This is a genomic window from Paenibacillus harenae (genome assembly GCF_030812415.1).
Taxonomy (GTDB): Bacteria; Bacillota; Bacilli; order Paenibacillales; family Paenibacillaceae; genus Pristimantibacillus; species Pristimantibacillus harenae_A.
This window is the reverse complement of the sequence record NZ_JAUSST010000001.1, coordinates 316,001-342,978: the sequence shown is the minus strand read 5'-3', so window position 1 is coordinate 342,978 and position 26,978 is coordinate 316,001. Positions and strand designations below refer to the sequence as shown.

General features: G+C 52.2%; 25 protein-coding genes. 16 read left to right on the top strand and 9 right to left on the bottom strand.

Annotated elements, in window-relative coordinates; translation table 11 throughout:
• Position 1 precedes the first annotated feature (1 nt).
• From bshA to J2T14_RS01425, 16 genes are all read left to right on the top strand, one after another.
• Positions 2 to 1,165 carry an N-acetyl-alpha-D-glucosaminyl L-malate synthase BshA gene (gene bshA, locus J2T14_RS01500; protein ID WP_307201541.1) on the top strand — a complete coding sequence of 388 codons (1,164 nt, stop codon included), beginning with the start codon at positions 2 to 4 and terminating at the stop codon, positions 1,163 to 1,165.
• Positions 1,166 to 1,203: 38 nt separating this feature from the next.
• Positions 1,204 to 2,460, top strand: coding sequence for a CCA tRNA nucleotidyltransferase (locus J2T14_RS01495; protein WP_307467108.1), 1,257 nt, complete (start codon positions 1,204 to 1,206; stop codon positions 2,458 to 2,460).
• Entirely contained in the window at positions 2,453 to 3,427 is a 975-nt protein-coding gene (locus tag J2T14_RS01490) for a biotin--[acetyl-CoA-carboxylase] ligase (protein WP_307467105.1), read from the top strand. The genes J2T14_RS01495 and J2T14_RS01490 overlap by 8 nt, the downstream gene beginning before the upstream one ends.
• Positions 3,428 to 3,717: 290 nt before the next feature.
• Positions 3,718 to 4,638: a 3-methyl-2-oxobutanoate hydroxymethyltransferase gene (gene panB / locus J2T14_RS01485; protein ID WP_307467102.1), complete on the top strand. Its 921-nt coding sequence runs from the start codon at positions 3,718 to 3,720 to the stop codon at positions 4,636 to 4,638.
• Positions 4,635 to 5,585, top strand: a complete 951-nt coding sequence (panC, locus tag J2T14_RS01480; RefSeq protein ID WP_307467099.1) for a pantoate--beta-alanine ligase — start codon at positions 4,635 to 4,637, stop codon at positions 5,583 to 5,585. Before panB ends, panC begins: the two co-directional genes overlap by 4 nt.
• Positions 5,512 to 5,895, top strand: a complete 384-nt coding sequence (panD, locus tag J2T14_RS01475; protein ID WP_307201532.1) for an aspartate 1-decarboxylase — start codon at positions 5,512 to 5,514, stop codon at positions 5,893 to 5,895. The genes panC and panD overlap by 74 nt, the downstream gene beginning before the upstream one ends.
• Positions 5,896 to 6,020: 125 nt before the next feature.
• Entirely contained in the window at positions 6,021 to 6,761 is a 741-nt protein-coding gene (locus J2T14_RS01470; RefSeq protein WP_307201530.1) for a tetratricopeptide repeat protein, read from the top strand.
• 4 nt (positions 6,762 to 6,765) lie between these two features.
• A complete protein-coding gene (gene dinG, locus J2T14_RS01465; protein WP_307468564.1) occupies positions 6,766 to 9,741 on the top strand; it encodes an ATP-dependent DNA helicase DinG in 2,976 nt (991 codons plus the stop codon).
• Positions 9,674 to 10,330 carry a redox-sensing transcriptional repressor Rex gene (locus J2T14_RS01460; RefSeq protein WP_307201528.1) on the top strand — a complete coding sequence of 219 codons (657 nt, stop codon included), beginning with the start codon at positions 9,674 to 9,676 and terminating at the stop codon, positions 10,328 to 10,330. The genes dinG and J2T14_RS01460 overlap by 68 nt, the downstream gene beginning before the upstream one ends.
• Positions 10,311 to 11,621: an amidohydrolase gene (locus tag J2T14_RS01455; protein WP_373458089.1), complete on the top strand. Its 1,311-nt coding sequence runs from the start codon at positions 10,311 to 10,313 to the stop codon at positions 11,619 to 11,621. The genes J2T14_RS01460 and J2T14_RS01455 overlap by 20 nt, the downstream gene beginning before the upstream one ends.
• Positions 11,622 to 11,653: 32 nt before the next feature.
• Complete coding sequence (locus J2T14_RS01450; RefSeq protein ID WP_307467096.1) at positions 11,654 to 12,175, top strand: cell wall elongation regulator TseB-like domain-containing protein; 522 nt, start codon at positions 11,654 to 11,656, stop codon at positions 12,173 to 12,175.
• Between the two features lie 110 nt (positions 12,176 to 12,285).
• Positions 12,286 to 12,825 carry a hypothetical protein gene (locus J2T14_RS01445; protein WP_307467094.1) on the top strand — a complete coding sequence of 180 codons (540 nt, stop codon included), beginning with the start codon at positions 12,286 to 12,288 and terminating at the stop codon, positions 12,823 to 12,825.
• Positions 12,818 to 14,311 carry an AAA family ATPase gene (locus tag J2T14_RS01440; RefSeq protein ID WP_307467091.1) on the top strand — a complete coding sequence of 498 codons (1,494 nt, stop codon included), beginning with the start codon at positions 12,818 to 12,820 and terminating at the stop codon, positions 14,309 to 14,311. The genes J2T14_RS01445 and J2T14_RS01440 overlap by 8 nt, the downstream gene beginning before the upstream one ends.
• A 173-nt stretch (positions 14,312 to 14,484) precedes the next feature.
• Entirely contained in the window at positions 14,485 to 15,360 is an 876-nt protein-coding gene (locus J2T14_RS01435) for a 3-hydroxyacyl-CoA dehydrogenase family protein (protein ID WP_307201519.1), read from the top strand.
• Positions 15,357 to 16,568, top strand: a complete 1,212-nt coding sequence (locus J2T14_RS01430) for an acetate kinase (RefSeq protein ID WP_307467088.1) — start codon at positions 15,357 to 15,359, stop codon at positions 16,566 to 16,568. The genes J2T14_RS01435 and J2T14_RS01430 overlap by 4 nt, the downstream gene beginning before the upstream one ends.
• Positions 16,569 to 16,589: 21 nt before the next feature.
• Entirely contained in the window at positions 16,590 to 17,282 is a 693-nt protein-coding gene (locus tag J2T14_RS01425) for a DnaD domain-containing protein (protein ID WP_307467085.1), read from the top strand.
• Positions 17,283 to 17,537: 255 nt separating this feature from the next.
• Here J2T14_RS01425 and J2T14_RS01420 read toward each other — a convergent pair whose 3' ends face one another.
• The 9 genes from J2T14_RS01420 to J2T14_RS01380 form a co-directional block, all read right to left on the bottom strand.
• The gene (locus J2T14_RS01420; RefSeq protein ID WP_307467081.1) at positions 17,538 to 18,551 is read right to left on the bottom strand and encodes a MerR family transcriptional regulator; all 1,014 of its coding nucleotides are present in this window, start codon (positions 18,549 to 18,551) and stop codon (positions 17,538 to 17,540) included.
• Between the two features lie 162 nt (positions 18,552 to 18,713).
• Entirely contained in the window at positions 18,714 to 19,367 is a 654-nt protein-coding gene (mtnB, locus tag J2T14_RS01415; protein WP_307467078.1) for a methylthioribulose 1-phosphate dehydratase, read from the bottom strand.
• Positions 19,357 to 20,037: a 2-hydroxy-3-keto-5-methylthiopentenyl-1-phosphate phosphatase gene (locus J2T14_RS01410; RefSeq protein WP_307467076.1), complete on the bottom strand. Its 681-nt coding sequence runs from the start codon at positions 20,035 to 20,037 to the stop codon at positions 19,357 to 19,359. Before J2T14_RS01410 ends, mtnB begins: the two co-directional genes overlap by 11 nt.
• Positions 20,037 to 21,266, bottom strand: a complete 1,230-nt coding sequence (locus tag J2T14_RS01405) for a 2,3-diketo-5-methylthiopentyl-1-phosphate enolase (RefSeq protein ID WP_307467073.1) — start codon at positions 21,264 to 21,266, stop codon at positions 20,037 to 20,039. Before J2T14_RS01405 ends, J2T14_RS01410 begins: the two co-directional genes overlap by 1 nt.
• Positions 21,263 to 22,132, bottom strand: coding sequence for a pyrroline-5-carboxylate reductase (gene proC / locus J2T14_RS01400; RefSeq protein ID WP_307467072.1), 870 nt, complete (start codon positions 22,130 to 22,132; stop codon positions 21,263 to 21,265). The genes J2T14_RS01405 and proC overlap by 4 nt, the downstream gene beginning before the upstream one ends.
• Before the next feature lie 36 nt (positions 22,133 to 22,168).
• The gene (locus tag J2T14_RS01395; protein ID WP_307467069.1) at positions 22,169 to 23,425 is read right to left on the bottom strand and encodes a glutamate-5-semialdehyde dehydrogenase; all 1,257 of its coding nucleotides are present in this window, start codon (positions 23,423 to 23,425) and stop codon (positions 22,169 to 22,171) included.
• Positions 23,426 to 23,455: 30 nt separating this feature from the next.
• Entirely contained in the window at positions 23,456 to 24,559 is a 1,104-nt protein-coding gene (gene proB / locus J2T14_RS01390) for a glutamate 5-kinase (protein ID WP_307468561.1), read from the bottom strand.
• 355 nt (positions 24,560 to 24,914) lie between these two features.
• A complete protein-coding gene (locus J2T14_RS01385) occupies positions 24,915 to 26,105 on the bottom strand; it encodes a pyridoxal phosphate-dependent aminotransferase (protein ID WP_307467068.1) in 1,191 nt (396 codons plus the stop codon).
• A 293-nt stretch (positions 26,106 to 26,398) separates the two neighbouring features.
• On the bottom strand, positions 26,399 to 26,875 hold the full coding sequence (locus tag J2T14_RS01380; RefSeq protein WP_307467066.1) for a hypothetical protein: 477 nt from the start codon (positions 26,873 to 26,875) through the stop codon (positions 26,399 to 26,401).
• Positions 26,876 to 26,978: the final 103 nt, after the last annotated feature.

Sequence of the window (26,978 nt, the reverse complement as noted above, 5' to 3'; positions counted from 1 at the left end):
AGTGGCGAGAAAACTGAAGATCGGCATTACCTGCTACCCGACGCTAGGCGGGTCAGGCGTCGTTGCAACGGAGCTCGGCAAGCTGCTTGCCGAGCGCGGCCATGAGATTCATTTCATCACGCACAGCATACCGTTCCGACTGGGACATTTTCACAAAAACATCTTTTTCCACGAGGTAGAAGTTAACGATTATTATGTATTCCGTTTCCCGCCGTATGACTTGTCGCTTGCAAGCAAGATGGCTCAAGTGGCCAAGATGCAGCAGCTCGACTTGCTGCACGTTCATTATGCGGTGCCGCATGCGGTATGCGCGTACTTGGCGAAACAAATGATCGGCGACGGCCTGAAGACCGTTACGACGCTTCATGGAACCGATATAACGGTGCTTGCGCAGGACGAGTCGCTCAAAGACTTGATCCGGCTGGCGATACACCAAAGCGATGCGGTTACGGCTGTATCGAATGACTTGATTAATGAGACGAGACATTTGCTCGATATTATGACGCCGATCGATTTGACGTACAACTTCGTTGATAAGCGGATATACTATCCGCGCGATTCGGTCGCGCTGCGCGCCGATTTTGTCGAGCCGCACGAGAAAGTGCTGATGCATATTTCCAATTTCCGACCGGTTAAGCGGGTTGGCGACGTGATCGATATATTCGCCAAGGTGTCGGAACAGATCCCAGCCAAGTTGATGCTTGTAGGCGAAGGACCCGAATTGTCAAAAATCCAATGCAAAATCAAAAATATGGGGCTTGAGGATCGTGTCGTCTTCCTTGGCAAACAGGAGGATGTCGCGCAGGTTATCTCGCTCGCCGATGTGCTGCTGCTGCCATCCGAGAAGGAGAGCTTCGGTTTAGTGGCGCTTGAAGCGATGGCTTGCGGCGTGCCGACGGTTGGCTCGAACGCAGGCGGCATTCCGGAGCTGATTACGCATGGGGAGACGGGATTCTTAAGCCCGATCGGCGACGTGGACGGCATGGCGGAAAACGCTTTGCGGCTGCTGAAGGACGAGAAGCTGCATGAGCAGTTCAGGAAGGCATGTATTTTCCGTGCAACGCATGAGTTCTGCAACGATGTAATTACCGCTCAATACGAGCAAATTTATTATCGCGTACTGGGCATTGAAGCAGAAATGCCGATGATCGTATGCGGAGAATGAACGTAAAGCAGTTAGAATAGTATCGGAGGCTGGGACGTATGAAGCTTTCATTGCCGAAGCCGCTCGAAGCCGCCGTACCTATCGTCTCCAGGCTGGAGGAAAGCGGCTATGAGGCGGTATTCGTCGGCGGCGCGGTAAGAGACACGGTGATCGGCCGCCCGGTCAAGGACGTCGACATTGCGACCTCTGCGCGGCCTGAGCAGGTGATGGCGCTATTCCCGAAATGCATCCCGACTGGCCTTCGGCATGGCACGATTACGATCGTACATGAGGGTGAAACGTATGAAGTGACGACCTATCGGCAGGAGTCCGCTTACGAGGATTATCGCAAGCCTTCCGGCGTTGCTTACATAACGAGTCTTGAGGGCGATTTGCTGCGGCGCGACTTCACAATCAATGCGATGGCGCTTAGAAACGATGGGAGCGTATTCGATCCATTTAACGGAGCTGGCGATATCGAAAGGCGATGTATCAGATGCGTGGGCGATGCCGATGCGCGCTTTCAAGAGGATGCGCTACGGATGATGAGGGCTGTTCGGTTCATAGCCGTCTATGGCTATCAGCCGGCCGTCTCGACCTGGAAGGCGCTCAGAAAACATCGCGAACTTATGCGGCATATCGCTATGGAACGCGTGCAAGCCGAGCTGGATAAGATTCTCGCCGGCAGCGATCCCCGCAGAGCGCTCGTATGGCTCCATGCGAGCGGCTTGCTCCATAAGATGAAAGAACCATTGCCCTTAACCGAATATATGCGCGTAGATTCTACTCGTTATGGGCTTGTAGAACAACTTGCCGATTTGGATTGCCGGTGGGCGGCGGCGTTGCTGGATAGTGCGATTCCTTCGGCAATCGCGGATGAGTCACTTCGATTGCTTAAGCTATCGAATAACCGAAGACTGAGAATCATAGGCATTATGCGCATGCATGAGGAAGCGCTCGCAGCGGCTAACAATGAGGGGGCTGATTGGTGGGCGGAGACAGTCATCCGAGACGGCAAACAGCTGGCGGAGGATTGGCTTCTTGTCGAGTCTGCCATACATGCTTCTGCAGTCACCCCGATCGATCTCAAGATACTTAAGGCTCAGTTGAATGAATTTCCTATACTTACGCTTAAGCAATTGGATATGAACGGACGCGTGCTGGCACAGCGGCTTCGGAAGCCCGCGGGACCATGGGTGAGCCGATGTCTTCATCGGCTGCTCGTCAGCGTTGCGGGCGGCAAGCTTGTTAACGAACGGGAGAAGCTGCTAATGCAAGCCGAACTTTGGGATAAAGAGGACAAAAGCGATGAGTAATGACAAGTTGTTGCAAATGTTTTTGCGAGAGCCCGGACAGTATGTATCCGGCGAGAAAATGAGCCAAGAGCTGCAAGTCAGCCGAACGGCGATATGGAAGCAGATTCAGAAGCTGGAAGCCGAAGGGTATAGCTTTGAGGCTTCTCGCCGATTAGGCTACAGGCTGCTTAACATACCGGATAAGCTGGAAGGTGCATGGCTGGAGAGCCGTATGGAGACAAGTCGATTTGGAAAGCACATTCATGTACATGACACCGTTCAGTCGACTCAGATCGTCGCAAGAGACGCGGCGGAGAACGGAGCTCCCGAAGGAACGCTTATTATTGCGGAGCAGCAGTCGAATGGCCGGGGACGCATGGGGAGAGGCTGGGTGTCGCCGAAGGGCAAGGGCGTTTGGATGAGCATGGTGCTTCGCCCGTCCGTGCCGATTCATTTCGCCCCTCAGTTGACGTTGCTGACCGCCGTTGCGCTTTGCAGAAGCTTAACGCGTCTGACTGGGCTGTCGATTGGCATCAAATGGCCGAATGATCTATTGATCGAAGGGAAGAAAATCAGCGGTATTTTACTGGAATCGGCTGCAGAGGACGAGCGGCTTCGTTATGTTATTGCCGGCGTTGGCATCAGTGTCAACCTGGAACAATCTGACTATGAGGACGGTCTGCGGGAGAAGGCTACCTCGCTTCGAATCGCTTCCGGGAAACCGTTGTCCCGTTCCGACGTTATCGTCCAGTTCATGCAAGAATGGGAGCAATTGTACGATCTTTATCAGGAGCAGGGGTTTGGCCCGATCATTACGTTATGGGAAGCTCTTTCGATCTCGCTTGGCAAGCCGGCGAATCTGGTGACGCCTCAAGGGACGATAACTGGCATACCGGTTGGACTTGACAGTACTGGCGCAATCAAGATTCAGCTCGATGACGGCAGCGTTATTCCTGTTTTCTCGGCTGAAATGGGCGAACCGACATAAGCTGCATGCATCCGTTTACGAATGGAGAGAAGTCTGTTAAAATAGCGGTATCAGGCGGTATTCATTGGAAACTGCACTGAGAATCGTTCGACGATAAGCTACAAAAGCAAATGGTTGGAAATGCGCACTCTGCTCTGAGCCGCTAGGACCGAGACAGAAGGAAGCACAACAAGAAATCGTTTCCTTTTCAGTTTGGGGACCTTTTTAGCAGCGGCTAAAAGGTTTTTTTGTGTTTACACTATAAGAATAGGCTTGTTCTGTTCTTATGCCATTCGAGGAGGATGAGGCTGATGAGGAAACGACTGACGATCACATCAATGAAAAAAATGAAGCAGGAACGCAATGCGATTTCCGTGCTCACCGCTTACGATTATCCATCGGCTAAGCTCGCCGAGGAAGCAGGCATCGACGTAATCCTAGTCGGCGATTCGCTCGGCAATGTCGTACTCGGCTACGAGACGACGATACCGGTAACGATCGACGACATCGTTTATCATACAAAAGCGGTAGCCCGCGGAGCGGGTCAGACGTTTATCGTTGCCGATATGCCGTTCATGACGTACGGCGCCTCGCGCGAGACGACGCTTCGCAACGCGGCGCGCATTATGCAAGAAGGCGGAGCGCATGCGCTCAAGCTGGAAGGCGGCAACGAAATTGCGGCAGACGTGGAAGCCTTGGTGAAGGCGGGCATTCCGGTGATGGGCCATATCGGACTTACGCCGCAATCCGTGCATCAGCTTGGCGGTTACAAGGTGCAGGGCAAGCTCGACCGGGAAGCCGAACGTCTTATGAATGACGCCAAGGCGCTTGAGCAAGCCGGCGCATTCAGCATCGTGATGGAACTCGTTACCGAGCCGCTCGCCGCGGCTATCAGCGAGGCGCTCGCAATCCCGACGATCGGCATCGGTGCAGGACGCGGCTGCGACGGACAAGTGCTTGTCTACCATGATTTACTGCAGTACGCATCGCCATACACACCGAAGAAATTCGTCAAGACCTATGCCGATATCGGTACGACGATCAGAGAAGCGATTGAGTCCTATGTACAGGACGTCAAGGGTGCTGCTTTTCCTGCAGAGGAACATGCTTTCCTAGGCCATACGTCAGCTGTTCAGCCATTGTACGGAGGTATCGGCTCGCCAGCAGCGACAGAGGAGAAGCCATTGAATGAAGCGAATGAGAAGGCGGCTCCGGAGGTGAAGACCTTATGATTATATGCCGAACGAAGGAAGACCTGAAGCGGCAAATGGCTGCATATCGCAAGGTTGGGGCGAGCATCGGTTTTGTGCCTACAATGGGTTATCTGCATGAAGGACATGCAAGTCTTATGCGGAAGTCGAAAGAGCAAAACGAAATAACGGTGCTAAGCATATTCGTTAATCCGCTTCAGTTCGGTCCGAATGAAGATTTGGATCGTTACCCGAAGGATGAGGCAAGAGATCTGGCGCTTGCTGAATCGAATGGCGTGGATGCCGTATTCCTGCCATCGGTGGCCGAGATGTATCCGACTAAGCCGCTTACAAGCTTAATGGTTGCCCAAATAACGGATCGGCTATGCGGGGCTTCGCGTCCTGGACACTTCGACGGCGTAGGTCTTGTCGTTAGCAAGCTGTTCCATCTTGTCGCGCCGGATCGTGCTTACTTCGGTATGAAGGATGCACAGCAAGTAGCCGTTATTCAGCAGATGGTAAGCGATCTGGATATACCCGTGGAGATTGTACCTTGTCCGATTGTACGCGAACCCGATGGACTCGCCTTAAGCTCCCGCAACGTCTACCTGAGCGCAGAGCAGCGCAGCCAAGCAGTGGTGCTGTCACAAGCCCTTAAGCATGCATCGGATTGGTATCAGGAGCCTGGCATGAACGCGGAAAGGCTGCAGGCAAAGGTAAAGCTTCATATAAGCAAAGCAAGCGACGCGGTGATCGACTACGTGGAGCTGCTTCATTATCCAAATCTGGATGCACTGTCGCAAACTAAACCGTTAACCGATGATTCGCAGCCTCTGCTGCTTGCCCTTGCCGTTAAGTTCGGAGCAACCCGGTTAATTGACAACTGTTTATTGGAAAGAACGGAGGTACAGGATTATGTTCAGAACGATGATGAAATCGAAGCTGCACCGGGCCACGGTTACGGAAGCGAACCTGAATTATGTAGGTAGCATTACCATTGACGAGGATTTGATGGATGCGGCCGATATATGGGAAAATGAGAAGGTGCAGATCGTTAACAACAATAACGGTGCGCGTTTCGAGACCTACGTCATCGTAGGCGAGCGCGGATCAGGCGTTATTTGCTTGAATGGCGCGGCAGCTAGGCAGGTTCAGCCTGGAGATCAGGTCATTATTATTTCATATGCGACGATGACGAATGAAGAGGCGAAGGCGCATAAACCGATCGTAACGATCCTGGACAGCGACAATCGTCCCCTAAAGATGCTGACGGAAGAGCTTCATTCTACGATTTTGTAACATTTGCAGTGAGGCGCGCGATTGTTCCTTACTTATGTAACGGTTGGGATGTTGAATGAAAAGCGCCGTAAAAACAAAAAATGAGCATAACACTCCTTAATTCTTTGGCGAAGGCGGGATGCGGTATGTTCCAACATATGTTCACTGAAATGAATGAGCTGCTTGACCAACTGATCGAGCAATACCCCGACGCTAGCGAGTCCCAAAAACGGCAGTACGAACAGCAAATGAACGAGCTTAAGAAGGTGAGCGATTCGTTCATCGAGCAATGGCTGGAATTCGAGGAGAAGCTGTCGGATTTCAAGGACAATCATGGCGAGCTTATAAGCAAGCCCATAATCGGCACTGGTGCGTCGGAGTCGCATTCAATGCCGCCCGCTGCAAACGAACCATTGAAGGCCAAACAGGAGATCTCAGCCACATCGGTATGCAACAAGGCGGATCTTGAGATTCCCGACGAAGCGGCGGTCATTATTTCCAAGGGACAAGGCTATTATAAATTATTTATGTTCCCGGAAGCTGCCGCACAGTTCCAAATCGCAATCGGGCAGTCGCCGGAATGCAATCTGGCTAGACTGTTTCTGGCGATGACCCACATGCATATGCAGAACTGGAGTGAAGCTCAGCGGCATTTTCAACTATTGATTGCTCTGACGGACTTCCCTAAATGGCTTGCTTTAGGCTATAATGCGCTTGGGTGCATTCAAGCGGTTCATATGAACCTTGCCCATGCGGAGAAGCTGTTTATGAAGGCACATCACGTTTATCCCAGCTTTACCGACCCGCTGAACAACTTGAAATCATGTCAGCAAACGCCTTTGCAATTATCGTTATATTTTGGAAGCACGGAGCTGTGCTGTTTGTGAGAGGATCGGGGAACGAATGAAATTTGCAGTACTGGATTTGGAGACGACCGGACATAGCCAGTCTGACGATATTTTGCAAGTCGGGCTGGTCATTGTTTCGGAAGAGCTTGAGGTATTACAAACATTCAGCACTTTCGTACGGCCTACTGTACCGATACCGGACTTCATTACGCAATTGACCGGCATTGACGATGCCGTCGTTGAAAATGCGCCGGAGCTGCAGGAGGTACTCGTGCAGCTAATACCATTGCTTGATGATGCCGTTCTCGTTGCTCACAATGTTGGCTTCGATGCAGGCTTTTTGAATCAAGCGCTTGATCGTTGCGGCTATCATGGTTTCGCCGGGCGCAGGCTTGATACAATCGAATTACTTCGAATATTATATCCATCCATTACGACTTACCAGCTTGGCGCGGTTACCGAGATGTTCGGCATCGCGCACGATAACCATCATCGCGCGGATAGCGATGCGCTTGCTACAGCGACCTTATTTATCGAAATCGTACAGAAGCTTCGCCAATTGCCGCTGCTTACGTTGCAGCGGCTATCTGCGCTCATTAACGATGGAAGCGATTTAAGTTGGTTTTTGTCCGAGACTTTGCAGCTTATGGAAGTGCGCAATGTGTTCGAGCCGGCGGATTACGATTACTTCAATCAATTCGCGTTGAAAGTCAAAGAATGGACGGATGAACAGCCTCCGCGAGCCGATAGCGACAGTGATCCGCTTAGCGAAATGACGTTCGAGCAATATTTGGCTGAAGTGAAACAACGGTTCGAAGGACGCTTCGAAAACTACGAAGAACGTGAAGCCCAGACGGCAATGTTCAATGAAGTATACGACGCATTAAACAACGACCAGCATTTGCTTATCGAAGCGGGAACAGGAACGGGCAAGTCGCTCGGTTATTTGATTCCGGCCTTATATTACGGCATTCGAAATAATAAGAAAATCGTCGTCAGCACTCATACGATAAATCTGCAGGAGCAATTGAGGCAACGGGATATTCCGCTGCTCGAGGATGTGCTGCCGTTTCCGTTCAAGGCTTCGATCTTTAAAGGAAGAGGCAATTACTTATGCTTGCGCAAATTCGAAGGCAAAGTGAATACGAAGGATCTTGTATCTCCGATTGACGATGTCATTACGGCAGCTCAGATGGTCGTTTGGCTGGGCGAGACGGAAAACGGAGATCAAGAGGAATTGAATTTCGGCAACAAAGGCGCTGACTTCTGGTCAACGGTGGCCAGCGATGCCGATTCATGCCTGAACCGGGCATGTCCTTGGTTCAAACGCTGTTATTATCATCGGGCCAAGCAGGAGTCGAATATCGCCGATGTTTGCGTAACCAATCATTCCATGCTATTCACCGACATTCAAGCCGATCATCGGTTGCTTCCGACTTACAGCCATCTTATTATAGATGAAGCGCATCATGTCGAAGAAGTCGCCGGCAAGCATCTTGGCATGCAGGTCAGCTACTTCTCGTTCAACCAAGTCGTTCAGCGCTTATACAAAGATACTCGGTCAGGATTAATTCCTGCGCTAAGGCTGAAGCTTCAATATGAAGACGATGCGCATCAATCGGCATGGCTTGAAACGATCGATACGGTCATTCCGATATTTAATGATATTAAGGAATACTGGGATAAGCTGTTCGAAATGTTCTATAGCTTCACCTCGGTTTCGAGCGAGCTCGCCTCGGGCGAAGCGGGGCAGGCGGTTTGCCGCCTGAAGAGCAGCGAACTGCCAACCGGCTGGGACGATGCCGTTGCAACGGAAGGAAATGTTCATACAGAGCTTAACCGCATCATTCGAACGCTTGATAAGATGGTTAATGACATCAAGGAGCGTGTCGATGACTCGGCGATCCAAGCGGCTATTACCGATCTTAACGGGGCGTTGAGGGATTTGACTCGGGTCAAGGATGAATTGCGCATCTTCATCAAGCTTGAGCAGGCCGCGTCGGTATTCTGGATCGAGGCGAGCAGCGCCTATCGTTATCGTTCGGTTCATCTGTATGCGGCGCCGGTAGATGTAAGCGAGCAGCTGCAGAAGTATTTCTTCGATGTCAAAGAGAGTATTGTCATGACGTCGGCAACTTTGTCCGTACAGAAATCATTCCAATACGCGGCCGAACAGTTAGGTCTTGTCGGTTACGAGGATCAAGGCCGGCTTAAGACGGTGCAATTGCCATCGCCGTTCAACTATCGGGAGCAGGCGCTCGTCGTTATACCGCGCAACTTCCCCGTATTGAAGGGTTCCTATGTCGATCAAGCCTATTTGGACATGCTGACAGAATCTTTGGCTGCTTCGGCAAGGGAAACGAAGGGAAGAATGCTCGTCTTGTTCACCTCTTACAAGATGCTGAAACAAGTGTACGATCCGCTCAAGGAAAGATTGGCGGAATCCGGCATTCAAGTACTCGGCCAAGGGATCGATAGCGGCAATCGGACGAAGCTGACGAGACGGTTCCGGCAGCAGCCGGAATCGGTGCTGCTTGGCACAAGCAGCTTTTGGGAAGGGGTAGACATACCCGGCGAAGCGCTCATCTGTCTGGCGATTGTCCGCCTGCCATTCCAGCCGCCCAATCATCCGCTCGCGGAGGCGAAGTCCGAGCTGCTGCTAAGGCAGAAGCAGAATCCGTTCATGAAGCTGTCCATACCGCAGGCGGTCATCAGGTTTAAGCAAGGGTTCGGACGACTTGTTCGAACATCGCAGGACAAAGGAATCGTTATTATCTACGACACGCGGGTGATTGATGCATACTATGGCAAGCATTTCCTGTATTCTTTGCCTGGACCGAAGATCGAGACGATGCATACCGATCAGATGGTGCAACGCATGCGAGAGTGGCTAAGTAGAGAAGCGATTGAACCGAATGAGCAGAAGGCAGCGATCGCAGAGGGGAGAAATGATGAAGCAAACGAAAATATCCGAAGCTGTCGTCAGACGGCTGCCCATTTATCTTCAAGTGTTGAATGAGCTTCACAATCGTGAAGTTCAGACGGTTTCATCGCAGGAATTGGGCGTAAAGCTCGACCTTAATCCGGCTCAGATTCGCAAAGACCTAGCTTATTTCGGAGAATTCGGGCGTAAAGGAATCGGCTACGACGTTCTGTATTTGATCGAGAAGATCAGGCAAATCCTGAAAGTCGATCAGCCGATCAATGTCGCTCTCGCTGGCGCAGGCAATTTGGGACATGCTTTATGCAACTATAACAAGTATTCTAAGGACAATATGAAAATAACGGCCGTATTCGACGCTCATCCGAGCAAAATCGGCATAAGCATCAATAATTTGCAAGTTCTTCCGATGGAGGAGCTTCCGCGTGTTATCGTTCAGCAAAATATTCGGATCGGCATCATTACGGTGCCGGCCTTCGAGGCGCAGAACGTAGCGAATCAATTCGTGGAAGCGGGCATTGAGGGCATACTGAACTTCGCGCCCGCTATTCTGCGCGTACCCGAGCATATTCGGATTCATAACGCCGATTTTACGCGCGATTTGCTTAGTTTAGCGTATTACCTAGCAGGAGAAGGAGATGCAGCAAATGAGTCAACTGTGGATTGAGAACGGCTTATTCGTTTCGATGGACGAGAGCCGTATTTCGTTTAAAGGCCATATGGTCGTTACGAATGACCGTATTACATACTTGGGGGAAGCTGCGCCAGTCATGCCTACGGATGTTGCGGCTGATGCGCGGAAGATTGACGGCAGCAAGCTGGCTTTCATGCCCGGCTTAATTAACACGCATGGACACGCGGCAATGACACTGCTTCGGGGATATTCCGATGACCTGAATTTGCAAGTGTGGCTGCAGGAGAAAATGTGGCCGATGGAAGCGAAGTATGTCGATCAAGACACGAAGGCCGGCAGTGCGCTTGCCATCGTCGAGATGCTTAAGACGGGTACGACGGCCTTCGTCGATATGTATGACCGCATGGACCAGGTAGCGATGATGGTCGAGCAATCCGGTATTCGCGGATGCTTGACGCGCGGCGTTATCGGACTTTGCGATAAAGAAGTACAAGACGCGAAGCTGGCCGAAGCGATTGCGTTCGCCCGCGATTGGAATGGCAAAGCCGATGGCAGAATTACGACTATGATTTCGCCGCATGCGCCATACACTTGTCCGCCCGATTATATTGAACGTTTCGTCCAGGCGGCGCATGACTATAACTTGCCGCTTCATACGCATATGTCCGAAACCGTTGCCGAAGTGGAGCAAAACGTTCGCGACTACGGACTGCGTCCGGTCGAACATTTGGATAAACACGGATTTTTCTCCCGTCCGTCGCTCGTTGCCCATGCCGTTCACCTTAACGATGCCGAGATCGCGCTTCTGGCCGCTCGCGGCGTTGCGGTATCGCATAATCCGGTCAGCAACTTGAAGCTGGCTAGCGGCGTAGCGCGCGTAACCGATTTGCTTAAGGCAGGCGTTACCGTATCGCTGGGCACGGATAGCGTAGCAAGCAACAACAATCTCGATCTGTTTCAGGAAATCCGGCTTGCGGCGCTTTTGCATAAAGGCGTCTCCGGCGATCCAACGGCCATTCCGGCAATTGAAGCGCTCCGTATGGGAACGGTATACGGCGCACGCTCCATCTGGCAGCAGGACCAGATTGGCTTGCTTAAAGTCGGCATGAAAGCCGACTTCATTGCGATTAATTTGGAGCAGCCGCATTTTTACCCTATGACGGACATCGTATCGCATTTGGTTTACTCCGCCTCGGGACGCGATGTGCAGCATGTTTGGATAGATGGACGCCAAGTCGTGAATAATGGCGAGTGCACGATGCTGGATGAAGAAAAAATTCGTTTTGAAGCGCAAGCGAGCTTCGAGCGTCTATTGCAAGCCTAATGCGCGCGGATACGAAGAAACGTCCGCCGCTCATGACAACGCAGCGATGGATATTCGCCGTTGTCTCCATACTGCTTCTCATCGTGACGACAATAGCGATCTACTATAAAGATATAAAATCGCCGCGTTGGTCGGATGAAAGAGCTGTGAAAGCGGAAGCGATCGAAGAGGCGCAATTGACGGAAGTCGATCAGGTGAGCAAGCATGTATGGGATCAAGTAAGCTGGTTCGTATCTGGAAAAAATGCGGACGGCGAGCAAATGTATGTTTGGCTGCAAAAGCCGACGGACGAAGAGATGCCGGCAGCCGAGCCTATCATAATGAAAGCTTCCGATGCCGAAGCGGAGAAGGGGATCAGGGCGAAGTTCGAGCTTGCAAAGCCGGAAGCCGACGTGCTGCGGGTTCAGCCGGGGCTGCTTGACGGAAAGCCGGCATGGGAGATTTTCTATACGCTCAAGACTGATCATAACCATTACTACTACGAATTTTATTCATTTACAAGCGGCGAATTGATGAACTTATATAAGCTGCCAGCCAAGACGGAGCCTAATTAGGCTCCGTTTCCTGTTTTTACACCGACCGGATAGCAGGCCGATATGATATAATTTCGTATAGCGGGTTTGATATACGATATATCTATCAACGAATCGGAGGCGATATACAGATGAAGAAAATACATGTCGTACCGGTCATTATTACTGCTGCTATATCCGTAGCCGTATTGTTCGGTGGGTGGGCGATATATAATCAGGTAGCAGTTGCCGCACCGCTTGAGGAAGCGATTGCGGACGTACCTGGCATTGTGAATTCGGCGAAGCCAAACATGAGCAAGGAACAAGTGACGATTGACGTGACTCTTTCGCAAGATGCGAATTTACGCGAAATCTATCATTCCATTATTCTTAATGGTGAAGACGTTATCGGCAGTCGCGAGCTAAAGCTTGATGTTCTTAACGAATCGAACAAAGAGCTGGACGACTATTGGTATCAAGCGTTGTTCGAAGTCGCCGAAGCGATGGAGAACAAGTCATACTCGGATATTCCGCTAGCGCTGGATGCTGCAGCAAAAGAAAACCCAGCTATTCAAGCGACGACAGAAATGGATGAAAATAATGTATATATTACGTTAAGATCTGGCGATGCCGTTAAATTTATCGTATTGCCCAGAACGCCTGCACAAATGGGAGTGTGGGAAAATGCGTAAATTAAGTAATTATGGCGTGGAAATCGCAATAGGCATTGTACCTGTGCTCATCGGCTTCTTTATTTACATTGGTCTCAACGTTGTGCCAATCCTGATGCTCGGCATATTGGGCTTCGCGCTTGTTTATATCGCCAGAGGCAAAGGGAAGCTTACGGCCTCCTCCAGCACGAAGCGCAGCGCCGGCAATAAGTCGACGCCGCTGTTGTTCGAGCAGATCGGCGGTCAGGAACGCGCGAAGCAGGAACTGATCGAATCGCTCGATTTTCTCGTGAAGGAAGAACAAATCGCGAAGCTCGGCATACGTCCGATGAAAGGCATTCTTCTGTCCGGACCGCCGGGAACAGGTAAGACGCTGCTCGCAAGAGCGGCGGCCCACTATACGGATTCGATCTATTTGTCCGCTTCAGGCAGTGAGTTTGTTGAGATGTATGTCGGTGTAGGCGCAGGGCGTATTCGTGACTTGTTCTCGGAAGCGCGTACGAAAGCGAAGAAAGCTGGCAAGAAAAGCGCTGTTATTTTTATAGATGAGATCGAGGTAATCGGCGGGAAACGCGACGGCGGCCAGCATCGCGAATATGATCAGACGCTCAACCAGTTGCTGACCGAAATGGATGGCATTCATCCGAATGAATCGCCGCGAATTTTGCTCATTGCGGCAACGAACCGTAAAGAAATGCTGGACGCGGCATTGCTGCGCCCGGGCCGTTTCGACCGACATATCGGCGTTGACCTTCCAGATAAGAAGGGGAGACTGCATATTCTTAACATCCACGCGGATAATAAGCCTATGGATGAGTCGGTTGATCTGGAGAAGGTAGCGGCTGAGTCGTTCGGCTTCTCCGGAGCACAACTAGAGGCCGTTATGAACGAGGCGGCTATCTATGCGATGCGCGAAACAAGCGCGACGATCATGGAGCGTCATCTGTCGATGGCGATCGATAAAGTCATGATGGGCGAGAAGACGGATCGGGAGACGACGAAGGAAGAGCGAGAGCGGGTTGCTCTTCATGAGCTTGGCCATGCGATTATGGCGGAGCTTATGCGCCCAGGCAGCGTATCGCAGGTCGCATTGTCGCCGCGCGGACAAGCGCTTGGTTATGTAAGGCATAATCCGCAGCAGGATCGGTATTTGTATACGACACAGTTTTTGAACGGCCAAATCATGATCGCGCTTGGCGGTGCCGCTGCCGAAGAAATGTTCTACGGCGGGCGCAGCACCGGCTCAAGAGGCGACTTCGAGCAAGCGATGAATATTGTGAAGACATTAGTAGAATCGGGGCTGACCGAGGAAGGCATCGTCGATTCCTCGATGATGACGCCGGAAGCTTGGGCAAGAATTAACCGTACGATTCTGGATGAGCTCATGGTTCAGACGAAGACGATGCTTGAGCAGAGACGAGACGTATTTACAAGCTCGCTGAAGACGTTGTTGAAAGAGGAAATGCTCAGCGGCGACGAATTCCGTAAATTGTTAGTTGCAGCTTAACGAATCCTGTTGCAAGATAGGAAAACAAATCTTACAATTTGAAGGCGGGCCCCAAGTCCGCCTTCTATTTTTGATGAAATTCGTTATAATAAGAATGAACTACATAGACATACAAAACGTGCAATCCGGTTATAAGGCATCGGTCGAAACCGGACATAAAGGAGCAAATGGCGTTGTTGATTAAGACAGTTGGCGTTGTCGGTCTAGGAACGATGGGGCAAGGCATTACGGAGATGCTTGCATCCAAGGGGTTGGATGTTATCGTTGTAGAGCGTTCACAGGAACGGTTGACATATGGCATGGAAATGATCGTATTAAGCCTCGACAAGCAAATCGAGAAATGGGCGCTTACGCAGGCGGAGCGCAAGCTTATTATGAACCGCGTCCAGACGACGACGGAATACGACAAGCTCTCGGAATGCGAACTTGTCATCGAGACGATTACGGAGGATTTGGAAAGCAAAAAAACGATTTTCGAGCAGCTCGACCAGATATGCGGTCCGGACGTCATACTCGCGAGCAATACGTCTACTCTAAGCTTGACGGAGCTTGCCAGCGTGACGAAATATTCCGATCGCGTGATCGGCATGCATTTTATATATCCCGTATCGAAGATCGACGTCGTCGAGCTCGTACGCGGATTGAAGACTTCCGAGCATACGTTCTCGAGAGCGAAGCATTTCGTCGACGAGATTATTCATAAGAAAGGGATTATGGTGTTCGAGTCGCCGGGCTTCGTAACCACCAGGCTTATCTGCCTGTTCATTAACGAGGCGCTGCATGTACTTGAAGAAGGGGTTGCTTCCGCCGAGGATATCGACAACGCCATGCGCATCGGTTACTCGTTCCAACACGGGCCGTTCGAGATGGCCGACCGATTCGGACTTGACTCGGTACTAGCCGCTCTGGATCGGATGTTCAGGGAGTACGGCGAGCTGAAGTATCGTCCATCCATCGTGCTGAAGAAAATGGTGCGAGCGGGACATCTGGGCGCCAAGTCGGGCGTAGGTTTTTTCAAATACGATAAGGATGGAGACCGAATCCAATGAAAGTACTTGTCATTAACGCGGGCAGCTCATCGTTAAAATACCAGCTTTACGATATGAGAGACGAGTCGGTGTTGGCGAGCGGCAGAGTCGAGCGGATCGGCATGGATTCCTCGATTGTGACGCATGAGCCGGCGGGCAAGCCCGAGGTTCGCGACGTAAGCGAAATACTGGAGCATGTGACGGCCGTGAAGCGCGTCATCGACATGCTGACGCATAAAGAGCATGGCGTCATCGGCAGCATGAACGAGATTGATGCGGTAGGACATCGTATCGTCCATGGCGGCGAAGTGTTCAAGAGCTCGGTGCTCGTCACACAGGATGTCAAGCTTGAAATTCGCAGACTGTTCGATTTGGCTCCGCTTCACAATCCGGCTCATATGATGGGCATTACGGCCGTCGAGTCGAACCTGCCGCATGTGCCGCAGGCGGTCGTATTCGATACGGCCTTCCATCAGACGATGCCGAACACTTCATACTTGTATCCGATTCCTAAAGTATTATACCGGAGACATAAGATCCGCCGTTATGGCTTCCACGGCACCTCTCATTCTTACGTGAGCGGACAAGCTGCCGCTTACTTGGGCATGCCGCTTAAGTCTTTGAAAATGGTGTCCTGCCATATCGGCAACGGAGCAAGCTGCGCGGCCATATTGAACGGGGAATCCTTCGATACAAGCATGGGAATGACGCCGCTTGAAGGCTTGATGATGGGAACGCGCAGCGGCGATATCGATCCGGCCATCGTACCGTTCGTCATGAACAAAGAAGAGCTGACGCTGAACGAAGTCAATTCGATGCTGAACAAGCATAGCGGGATGATTGCGATATCGGGGATCAGCAGCGACATGCGCGAGATTACCGAGGCGATGGAGGACGGCGATAAGAATGCCAAGCTGGCGTTCGATATGTATGTATACCGGTTGAAAAAATATATCGGAGCTTACGCTGCGGCAATGAACGGCATCGATACGCTCGTCTTCACGGCTGGCGTCGGCGAAAACTCTGCCGCCGTGCGCAAAGCCGTATGCGAGGGCATTACGTTCCTCGGTATCGAGCTGGACGATGAGCGCAACACGATCCGGAGCAAGGAGGCGCGCGAAATATCGAAGGATAGCTCGCGCGTGAAAGTTCTGGTCGTGCCGACTAACGAAGAGCTGCTTATCGCAAGAGATACGTATGAGCTTGTCAAGGCGGCACACTCGTCATAAGAGGAAGGAAGGCGGCCGGAAGTGAGTAACGAAATATGGAAAGCTTATTCGCATGGCATGGCTGCCGCGCTGCAAGAGGGCGGCGTATATTTGTCTGCCATGCTGCTGCGCAGTTACAGACAACTCGATTTATCGGATTCGGAAGCCATGCTTCTGCTGCAGCTTATCCAGTTCACGGAAGCAGAGCAGAATGATTTCCCGACGCCTGAAGAGCTGGCGCTTCGCATGGGCACGACCTCGAGAGCGATCGGGCAAATGCTGAACAGGCTCATAAAGGATCAGTTCCTGGCCATCGACGAATATATCGATAGCGTCACCGGCATGCAGTCGGAGCGCTACAATTGGAGCGGGTGGCTGCTGAAGGCTGCCGATTGGACAGCCGAGCATAAGCGTGAAACGAAGAAAGCCGAGCGTCAGCTCATAAAAGCAACGGCAGATCCGGTAACAAGCGCAGGACAATTGTTTCATGTGTTCGAGCAAGAGTTCGGCCGGCTGTTATCGCCATTCGAATGCGAGACCATTAGCGTATGGCTCGATCAAGACCGGTATTCGGAGGAGCTTATTCTGCTTGCTCTGAAGGAAGCCGTGTTCGCAGGCAAGCTAAGTCTCAAATATATTGATCGGATCTTGTTCGAATGGGGGCGCAATCGGGTCACGAATGTGGACGAAGCGCGCGCGCACTCCCAGAAGTTCCGAAGCGGAGGACGAGGGTAAGAGGTCGCTTGTCGTAGAAGCCTGGGCTATGTTGGATTTCTGCAGGATAAAGCGCTTTGGGAAAGCCGACTTTACGCTATACTGGATAGTTGCAGTAACTTCGTTGCTATACGGCTAAAATGACGCTATTCGAGGGAGAGTTACTGCGAATATTCAACACAGAATATGGAAGCCTTCAAGAGGGTTATAGTTAAAGCAATAATCCAACATAGGCGCCGAAGGGGACCGTCAGGAGTAAGTTTCCTGACGGTTTTTTTATGAAACGCGCAAAGCGTATATAAGCCATACGGCTGTTGGATCGAGGGCTTCGGCAACAACGGAGTAGCCGCGTGCTTCGAACCATTCTTGGATGGGTCGAAGCTGCAAGTGCATCTGCTGTTCTTGCGTATCGGACTGTTTTTGCGATAAGGCGGATTGCATGATGTCTGTAATTATAATGCGGCCGCCCGGCAATAATACGCGATCCATCTCCTCCAGCGCAAGCAGTTGTTGGGACGAGCTTAAATGGCGGAACGCAAAGCTGCAGCCGATAAATGCAAAATTGGATTCGACGAGCGGCAAAGCGAGCATGTTGCCTTGCTTGACGACCGATGCCGGCATCCGTTCATGGAGCAACTGGATCATCGCCGGAGATTGCTCGACGATCGTTAGGTCGGCTCCCGCGCCATCAAGCATTGCCGATAGATTGCCGCTTCCCCCGCCAAGCTCAAGGCCTCTCTCGCCCTTCTTGGGGTCTATCCATTCCAATGTTCTTATTAACGCGTGCTCATACTGATCGGACGTAATAAGACCCTCCAGCGCGGCTAGAGGCGCTTCGACGCCATAACGGGCGGCCATCTCGTTGTAGTTCCATTGATCGGACCATGAGTCGCGTATCCTTCTGTTTTGCTTCATTCGCGAAGCAGCCGCTTCGGCATCGGCAAGTTGGGTCTCGCCGAGCTGCTGCCAAGAACGGATCGTATGATCCAATGCTTGAAGCGACTGTGTCACAGCAACCCATTCTTCGTATAGCTGTGCTCTTGCATGGTCAACAATGCGGATGAACTCGCTTGGCTGATGAATGGTCTGGAGCGCCTCCTTAATAACGGACAGCGGCATGCCCAGCTCTCTAAGCGAGACGATCCAGCGAAGCTTCGTCATGTCGTCGCCGGAATATGCGCGATAGCCGCTGTACGGCTCTTTATAGGGATGAACGAGTCCTTTTTCCTCATAAAAACGCAACGTTCGAGGCGTCACGCCTAAGCTGCGGGCAGCTTCGTGCACTTTCACATATATCCCTCCCATACCTATACCTATTTAACATGATGTACCTTGACGTTGCGTTAAAGTCAATGTTTTCATACGCATCGGGCAGGATTGCTGCTTCCGACAGCTCGTATATAAAAAAACCAGTCAACCCATGATAGGCTAACTGGTTTTTTCTCATCTGAATTATCGGTTCCCTTTGTTCAGAAGCTCCCAGCGATAGACGTACTCGAATAAAAATTCGAATGCTTCGATGTGGCGTTTCGCTTCGAACGCATTGGCGCCCCAAGCATATATACCGTGCTTGCGCAGCAGGATGCCTGGAATATGGCTGACAATACGCTCCGTTACTTCCGGAATAATCGATGGAATATGGGCGAAATTCGAGACGATCGGAATATCGATATGGGCTTCTTCCTCCCATATGTTTAGCCCTTTAATAAGCTCGACGCCATCTACGGGAACAGACTTTCGATCCCAGAAATATTCGGACACGATGCTGTTGTATACGGAATGGATATGGAAAATAGCTCCTGCGCCAGTCAAGCGGTAAATCTCGCAATGGATTAACGTTTCGGCCGATGGTTTCAGGCGCGTCGTCTCGCAAGGTTTGCCGTCCTGATCCACGAATAAATAATCTTCCGGCGTATGAACGGTCTTGTCCTTGCCGCTAGCCGTAATGGCAAACTGGAATTGTTCGGGGCTGTAATCGCCGACGCGAACGGATAGATTCCCGCTTGTGCCCGGGAACCAGCCGCGCGAGGAGAAGAGCTCCTTCACGTCGCGCAGATCGGCGAACGCCTTCTGCTTGTCCTCTAAAGCAATTCGATCAAAGCTCATCCTGCTTGTGACTCCTCTCGGACTTCATATTGTTTATAATATCGTTGAAAGTCTCGTATTCAGTATGTGCGATTCCAAGCTCCCTGCACTTCGTGGTCAGGTAGGAGCGGGAATAGACGATGTCGGCCAGCTTAGCGCCCTCGAAATCCGTCACGCTGTCGCCAATTATAATTCGCTCATATTGGTCGGCAGGGAATCGGCGCATAATCGTCGTCTTGCACATGCCGCAGTTATTGCCGCATATACGATCGCAAGGATTCGGCCACGTAATTTCGATTCGCTCGCCAGTGAAATCGCTGCCGTTGCAGTAGATATGGTTCTCCGGAATGCCGAATCTCGCAAGAATCGGATAGACGAAGAAATCGATGCCGCCGCTCGTTACGTAGAATTCGATTTGCTCGTCACGGCAAAAGGCAAGAAAGTCGGCAAAGCCGTCGCGAATCTTCGCATTCGTAATGCCGAAATCTACGACCTCGCGCTCAAGCGAGGTGGGAAGGAGGCGGAACATTTGACCGACGCCATCCATTATGGTTAGCTCTTGCGCAAGCGTCTTCTCCGCGATTTCCTTCCAGCCCGGCGGATTGAAGTGGTTAATGATGGCGATGATGTTGTCGTTTACGGTAATCGTTCCGTCAAAATCGCAAAATACGATGCGTTTCTTCGCTGTCATTATTCCTTGATCCCCCAAGCGTCAATTGCGGCCTTCAGCGGCTCGTTGCCCTGCTGTTCCCCGGCTTCGCGAAGAGGCACGCCTTGCATGGTTGCTGCAATAGCCATGCGGAATGCTTGTCCGCCCGCTGACGTGCCCATCGGATGGCCGTGTATGCCGCCTCCCGCGTTCACGACGACATCGGTGCCGAAGTCTTTCAGGATGAGCGGTACCAGTCCAGGGTGGATGCCGGCCGAAGGGACGGGGAAGCTTGTCCGCAGCCGATGCAGCGGCTGAAGCAGAGCTTCCTTAACGGCCATATTCTCTTCCTTCGGCATGACGACGGAGCCATATGGGGAAGGGAAGAGGGCGAGATCGGCACCGGCTAGGCGCATCAGCTTGCCGAGCAGCAGCGAAGCGCTAATGCCGTAATGCGGCGACGGATACAGTGCGCCGGCCAGCGCCGGATGCGAGGCGATCGGGACATGAATCGTCGGATCGCTGCTTAGCTCATGCAGAGCGTCATAGCCATAGGAGAGCACATTAAACAACAAGGCGTTCGCTCCTGCATCTATCGCTTTGCGCGCATTAGCTGCAAGCTGCGATGTCGGGCCGGTCAGATTGACCGCATAGAGCAGCTTCTGTCCGGTTTCCTGCTCCGCCTTGCGCGCGGCTTCCATGCATGCCTCAACGCGTTTCTCTAACGGCGTAAGCGGATTTTCGAACAAAATTTCATCGTCTTTAATGAGATCGACGCCGCCAAGCGCCTGCTTGTAGAATTGATCCTGCAGGTTCGCGAGATCGTGACCGACAACGGACTTGAAGATGCTCATCAGCAGCGGACGGTCATGCACGCCAATCAGGTCGCGTACGCCGTTCAAGCCGAACTTCGGTCCAGGGAAGGCGGAAGCGAAATCGTCCGATACGTCGAGGTCCAGCAGCTTGATACGCCCGTCCATGGATAGCTTGCCGAACACGGTGACGAGCAGGGCGGGGATGTCGCGGCTGAAGTTAATTTCGGGATAAGCGATTCGAATATCGGCATACCGCTCGCCCGGAGCGGCATTCGCAGGCTCGTGCACGTCAACGGACAATACTTTGCCGAGATGCTTCTCCATCTCGGCCTTCTTCGCTTCGGGAAGCTCCGTCCAGCTGCCTACCGTTAAGCCAACGGCTATCGAGAGCGCCTTCTTGTTAAAGTCGGCTTTGTCGTCATAGGAACGGTACGTCGCGATACATACTCCGCTCATTCGTTAATGCTCCTCTCGATAGCAGCGCCTAGCTCGCCAGCGCGTTCGGCTGAACGGCGCATGCCCTTAATGATCGTTTCGGTTAGCCGGAATTCAGCCATCATCTCGATAGCCGCTTGCGTCGTTCCGTTCGGAGAAGTTACTTTGCGCCGCAGCTCGGCAGGCTCTTCGCCGGTTTCACGAACCATCTGCGCTGCGCCTAATACCGTTTGAACGACAAGCTCTTTGGCAGCGCCGGGCTCGAGTCCGAGCTCGCCGGCCGCTTGCATCATCGCTTCCATGAAGTAGTAAACGTAAGCCGGTCCGCTGCCGGATACGCCGGTAATGGCGGATTGAAGCGGTTCTTCAACCGTTGCCGTAATGCCGACCGACTGGAAGATCGTTTCGGTCAGCTGCCTTTGTTGCGCCGTTACACGATCGGAATAGCTGATGCCCGTCGCGCCGAGTCCGATCGTGCTGGACGTATTCGGCATGGCGCGAACAATGGGTACAGAGGCGCCAAGCAGCTGTTCGATCGAAGCGATCGACAGTCCGGCAATAACCGAAATAACGAGCTGATTCGCCGATACGAGCGGTTTTATCGCTTTAACGGCTTCCGCGGCGTCCTTTGGCTTCATCGCAAGGAAAATAATATCGGCTTGCTGAATATAAGCATCGTTGGATGAACCTTGCAGGATCGTTAGTACGCCGTATTGCGTATGAAGCTCCGTCAACCGTTCTTGGTTCTGACGGTTGAGCATCGAGATTTGTCCTGCGGCAAGCAGCTTCTCGTTAATAAGTCCCCGTGCGATCGCTTCGGCCATTGAGCCCGCGCCATAGAAGCAGAGCTGCAGCGATGCAATGCCGGTTTGCGTCAATTGTGTCATGATGTTTTCTCCTCCAACCCCAATAGTTGATTATCTTTAACCGCGAATTTGTCCGTTGCCGTAAATGCGGTACTTGGTCGATGTAAGCGCAGGCAAACCCATTGGTCCGCGTGCATGGAGCTTCTGCGTACTTATGCCGATCTCAGCTCCGAATCCGAATTCGAAGCCGTCCGTGAAGCGAGTGGAGGCGTTATGATATACGGCTGCCGCGTCGACCTCTTGTATGAAACGCTCGGCATGCTCCATATTCTCCGTAACGATGCATTCGGAATGCTTCGTGCCGAACATACGAATATGCGCAAGCGCTTCATCGAGATTGGCGACAATACGAACATTCATAATGTAATCATTGTATTCCGTGGCAAAATCCTCATTCGTAGCAGGTTTCACGTGAATGCCGCTTAGAAGCTCGGCGACCCGGCCGCAGCCGCGCAGCTCAACTTTCGCTTCGACGAAGCGTTCGGCTAGCTGCGCGAGATGGCGCTCCGCGAAAGCTTCGTGCACGAGCATCGTCTCCATGGAGTTGCAAACCGATGGACGCTGAACTTTAGCGTTGAACGCGATTTCCGCAGCCATTTGATAGATTGCGCTATCGTCAATAAACGTATGACAAATGCCTGCTCCGGTCTCGATTACCGGCACCGTCGCATTCTCGACGACGTTACGGATGAGCGAAGCTCCGCCGCGCGGAATAACGACGTCAAGCAGGCCGTTAAGCTTCAGCATTTCGTTCACTGAAGCGCGATCGGAATCCTCGATAAGCTGGATTGCGTCCGCAGGCATGGCCGTCTCGGTCAGGGCGCCGCGAAGCACCTCTACGATTTTGCGGTTCGATTCGATTGCCGCGGAGCCGCCGCGCAGGACAACGCTGTTGCCTGTCTTGAGGCATAAGCCGGTCGCGTCTACCGTCACATTAGGTCGTGCTTCATAGATCATGCCGATGACGCCAAGCGGCACTCTGCGCTTCTCGACGCGCAGCCCGTTCGGACGATCGAATTGTTCCAGCAATTCGCCAACAGGATCGGGAAGGGAGACGATCTGGCGCAACCCTTCCGCAATTGCCTCGACGCGTGCCTTGTTCAAAGCTAGACGATCGAGCAGGGATGGGCTTGTGCCTTGATCCCGCCCTCGCTGCAGATCAAGTCCATTTGCCGCAATAATAGCCTCGCTCTCCGCCAGTAGCCGATCAGCCATTCGCGTAAGCGCTTCGTTTTTCTGGTCTGTCGTTAAGTTGTTCATCGTGCTTGCCGCTTTCTGCGCAAGCGTTGCTTTCTGTCTCACTTCGCTTATCATTCAGATTGCCTCCTTCATTAGTAGTAATGGTTATAACGTAATCCATTCATCGCGATGAATGACTTCGATTCTTCCGACATCCACCCGGCGCTTCACCTCTTCGGTCGTTAGGCCGGCTACCGCTTGAACTTGCCAAGCTTCATAATTAATGACGCCGCGACCGATCGTCTCGCCTTGCGGAGTGGCAACCTCTACGACATCTCCGGAATGGAAATCTCCTTCAATGGCCGTTATGCCGGCGGGGAGGAGGCTTTTGCCGCCTTTGAGCAGGGCTTCAACCGCGCCGTCGTCCACCGTTATCCGGCCTTGCGGCATCGAGTGGAAGCCAAGCCATTGCTTCTTCATCGGCAAGCTATGCAGCTTCGTATCGAAATACGTGCCGCGTCCGTTGCCTGCAACGGCAAGCGACAGATCGCCTTCCTGCTGCACCTTTCCGATGAAAGCCGGAACGCCGCCGCGCATGGCGATGCGGGCTGCTTCAATTTTCGAGCGCATGCCGCCCGTGCCGACCGATGAGCCGGCCCCGCCGGCAAGCTTCAATATATCCTCGGATATTTGCTCGACGCGCTCGATCTTGACCGCTTGCGGGTTTTTACGAGGATCCTCGGTATATAAGCCGTCCATATCCGTTATGATGACGAGTTTGGATGCTTTGGCCATTGCGGCGACGAGAGCCGACAGGTTATCATTGTCGCCGAACTTAGGTACGAGTTCATCCGTTGCAACCGTATCGTTTTCATTGATGATCGGAACAATTCGCTTATGCAGCAATTCCTCAAGCGTCATAAGCGCGTTCTGAATGCGGCGCCGATTGGAGAAATCCGCGCGCGTAAGCAAAATTTGTGCGGCTACGATACCGTATTTGCTGAATGCTTCCTGATAGGCTTGCATAAGCAGCGCTTGACCGACAGCCGCAGCCGCTTGCTTCTCATGGACCGCCTTTGGCCTCGAAGCATAACCGATCTGGCGGAATCCGGCCGCAACCGCTCCGGATGTCACAAGCATAACGCTGTGTCCGCTAGCGTATAGAGCAGCCAGCTCCGAGGCGAAATAATGGATACGCTCGCTGTTTAAGCCGCCTTCTTCGGACGTCAGCGAGCTGCTTCCGATCTTAACGACAATTCGTTCGGACATCATAATTCACTTCCCCGGCTATAATTCATAAAAAAAACAAAAAAGACCTCCGTCCATAAAGGACGAAAGTCTGTGCTTCCGCGGTACCACCTTTGTTGACGGCCGTCTTCATCGGCACATCCAGCTTAAGCCTTGTAACAGTAGGCGCTGTCCGGCAAACGCCGGCCGCTCGGAGGTAGGTTCGGCAAGGGGTCGAGGTAAATTCTTGCAGCCCGGCGGAATTTACTCTCTGTTCACGACCTGATCTCGCTTACTGGTCCCGTCATCACGTTTCGTGTTCAATTGAACTTAGCATATCATGTTTCGCTGCGCGCTGTAAAGCAAGGCAAATGGCATGCCGGGCTTTAACCGAAGCTTAGAACAATCCAAGCTTGCCGATCCGGAAAATAGCTTCCTGCAGACGTTCTTCGCTTGTAAGCAGACCGAGCCGTACGAAGCCTTCGCCATGCTCGCCGAAACCGATGCCCGGGGCGACTACGACATCTGCTTCCTGCAGGACCAGATCGGCGAACGACTGCGAAGTATATCCCGCCGGGACCGGCAGCCAGCAGAAGAACGATCCGCCGGGACGAGCGGCCTTCCAGCCGATCTGCTCCAGCGCGGAGAACAGCGCGTCACGGCGTCTCTCATACATAGCGGTCAGTTCGACAACGCAATCCTGGGGACCGGTAAGCGCAAGCGCGGCCGCCTCTTGAATGCCGCCGAACAAGCTGCAGTAATAATGGTCCTGAATCAAGTTGATGAAGGATACGATCTGGGCGTTGCCGATGGCAAAGCCTACGCGCCAACCGGCCATATTGTACGTCTTGGAAAGCGTATAGAACTCGACGCCGACTTCCTTGGCGCCTGGCGTCTGCAGGAAGCTGACCGGCTTCTTGCCGTCGAATCCGATTGCGCCATATGCAAAGTCGCTTGCAACGACAATTCCGTTCTTAACGGCAAACTCGACCGTCTCCGCGTAAAACTCACTATTGGCAACAGCGCCTGTAGGGTTGTTCGGGTAGTTCAGGAACATAAGCTTGGCACGGTTAGCCGTCTCCGGCGAGATAGTACTGTAATCAGGCAAGTAAGCGTTATTCTCCGTTAACGGCATAAACGACATCTCTGCGCCCGCAAGAGCGACGCCCGACCAATAATCGGGGTAACCCGGATCGGGAACGAGACATACATCGCCGGGATTAAGCAGACATTGGCTAATCTCCACCAATCCCGTCTTGCCGCCGAATAAAATCGCAACCTCCGTCGTTGGATCGACATCGACGTCGTAGTCGTCCTTGTACCGCTTGGCGACTGCTTCCTTAAGGAAGGCGTAGCCGCTGAACGGTGGATATTTATGATAAAGAGGGTTCGCGGCCGATTCTTGCAGCTTGGCGACGATATGGGCAGGTGTCGGCTGGTCTGGATTGCCTTGTCCCAAATTGATGACGTCACGCCCTTTGGCGGCTTGCGCATTCGCTTTGCCCACCAGCTTGGCGAAAAATTGCGTCGGAAGCACCTTCATGCGCTCCGCCGGTTCAATACGATGTTGACCGATTCCTGTTTCCATTCGATTCACTCCACCTAACTTAACGTTTGCATTTTTAGACTTTCTTACCACATCAGAATGTTTAAGTACTTTACAGCGATAAAACGTAAAGGAGATCATTCAGATTGGCGATAAAAACTTCTTTGCTTACGAAGCGAGTTTGCTACGCAAACTTGTAGGTCACTCATCCTCGAAGTACTCCGATAGGAGTTTTTTTTATATTTTAAATAATGTAGCATGAATAAGCGTTGAAGAGAAGCAAAAAACAGGCCGAAGCGATTGCTTCGAGCCTGTTCTTGGGTTTGACTTGAGCCCTAGGGGAGCGCGGGAATACCGACTTTTTGGATGAAAGGCTTAATATCGGCTTTGACAAGAAACAAAAAGGGCTTCCGGTTCTCGTCGAACGCAAGAAGCAGCGGAGGCTTGTCTTTACAATAGAATAAGAAAATATCGTCCGTTGTTACCGAAATCTCTTTTACCTTAATCGTGACTTGGTTGGCAAGCGGGACGCGGTATACGTATCCGCAGTTTTCATCTGCCGACAGCTGAGGGGCTAGATCGGAGATCGAGCTAACCCAATCCGCGGCCATTTTCTGAAAGTCGGCATCGTTTTCGATCGTCTTGACGACTTTGCCTGCAGCAACATCAAACACTTGGACAGGCTTCTGACCGATCTCGGACAAGGTTTCATTATTCTTAGCGGTGGGGGTGGCATGCGCGGATGCGGATTGGCCTGCCAAAATCATTGCGAAGCATGCGATAAGCATGATCGTTGCTCGTTTGAGCCACATGGGCGATTCTCCTTTTTTAACAGCGAAGTAGTTAGATCTGTACCCATAACGTTCCCAACTTGACACAGAACCATGAGAGGGTATCATTAGGGAAAATGATGAT

Coding starts and splice junctions, on each gene's coding strand:
- J2T14_RS01430 (WP_307467088.1), top strand. CDS start 15,357: ATGAAAGTACTTGTCATTAACGCGGGCAGCTCATCGTTAAAATACCAG.
- J2T14_RS01440 (WP_307467091.1), top strand. CDS start 12,818: ATGCGTAAATTAAGTAATTATGGCGTGGAAATCGCAATAGGCATTGTA.
- proC (WP_307467072.1), bottom strand. CDS start 22,132: ATGACACAATTGACGCAAACCGGCATTGCATCGCTGCAGCTCTGCTTC.
- J2T14_RS01460 (WP_307201528.1), top strand. CDS start 9,674: ATGAAGCAAACGAAAATATCCGAAGCTGTCGTCAGACGGCTGCCCATT.
- J2T14_RS01405 (WP_307467073.1), bottom strand. CDS start 21,266: ATGAGCGGAGTATGTATCGCGACGTACCGTTCCTATGACGACAAAGCC.
- panD (WP_307201532.1), top strand. CDS start 5,512: ATGTTCAGAACGATGATGAAATCGAAGCTGCACCGGGCCACGGTTACG.
- J2T14_RS01380 (WP_307467066.1), bottom strand. CDS start 26,875: ATGTGGCTCAAACGAGCAACGATCATGCTTATCGCATGCTTCGCAATG.
- J2T14_RS01490 (WP_307467105.1), top strand. CDS start 2,453: ATGAGTAATGACAAGTTGTTGCAAATGTTTTTGCGAGAGCCCGGACAG.
- mtnB (WP_307467078.1), bottom strand. CDS start 19,367: ATGAGCTTTGATCGAATTGCTTTAGAGGACAAGCAGAAGGCGTTCGCC.
- J2T14_RS01470 (WP_307201530.1), top strand. CDS start 6,021: ATGTTCCAACATATGTTCACTGAAATGAATGAGCTGCTTGACCAACTG.
- J2T14_RS01395 (WP_307467069.1), bottom strand. CDS start 23,425: ATGATAAGCGAAGTGAGACAGAAAGCAACGCTTGCGCAGAAAGCGGCA.
- panB (WP_307467102.1), top strand. CDS start 3,718: ATGAGGAAACGACTGACGATCACATCAATGAAAAAAATGAAGCAGGAA.
- J2T14_RS01495 (WP_307467108.1), top strand. CDS start 1,204: ATGAAGCTTTCATTGCCGAAGCCGCTCGAAGCCGCCGTACCTATCGTC.
- proB (WP_307468561.1), bottom strand. CDS start 24,559: ATGTCCGAACGAATTGTCGTTAAGATCGGAAGCAGCTCGCTGACGTCC.
- J2T14_RS01385 (WP_307467068.1), bottom strand. CDS start 26,105: ATGGAAACAGGAATCGGTCAACATCGTATTGAACCGGCGGAGCGCATG.
- J2T14_RS01450 (WP_307467096.1), top strand. CDS start 11,654: ATGACAACGCAGCGATGGATATTCGCCGTTGTCTCCATACTGCTTCTC.
- J2T14_RS01445 (WP_307467094.1), top strand. CDS start 12,286: ATGAAGAAAATACATGTCGTACCGGTCATTATTACTGCTGCTATATCC.
- panC (WP_307467099.1), top strand. CDS start 4,635: ATGATTATATGCCGAACGAAGGAAGACCTGAAGCGGCAAATGGCTGCA.
- J2T14_RS01410 (WP_307467076.1), bottom strand. CDS start 20,037: ATGACAGCGAAGAAACGCATCGTATTTTGCGATTTTGACGGAACGATT.
- J2T14_RS01455 (WP_373458089.1), top strand. CDS start 10,311: ATGAGTCAACTGTGGATTGAGAACGGCTTATTCGTTTCGATGGACGAG.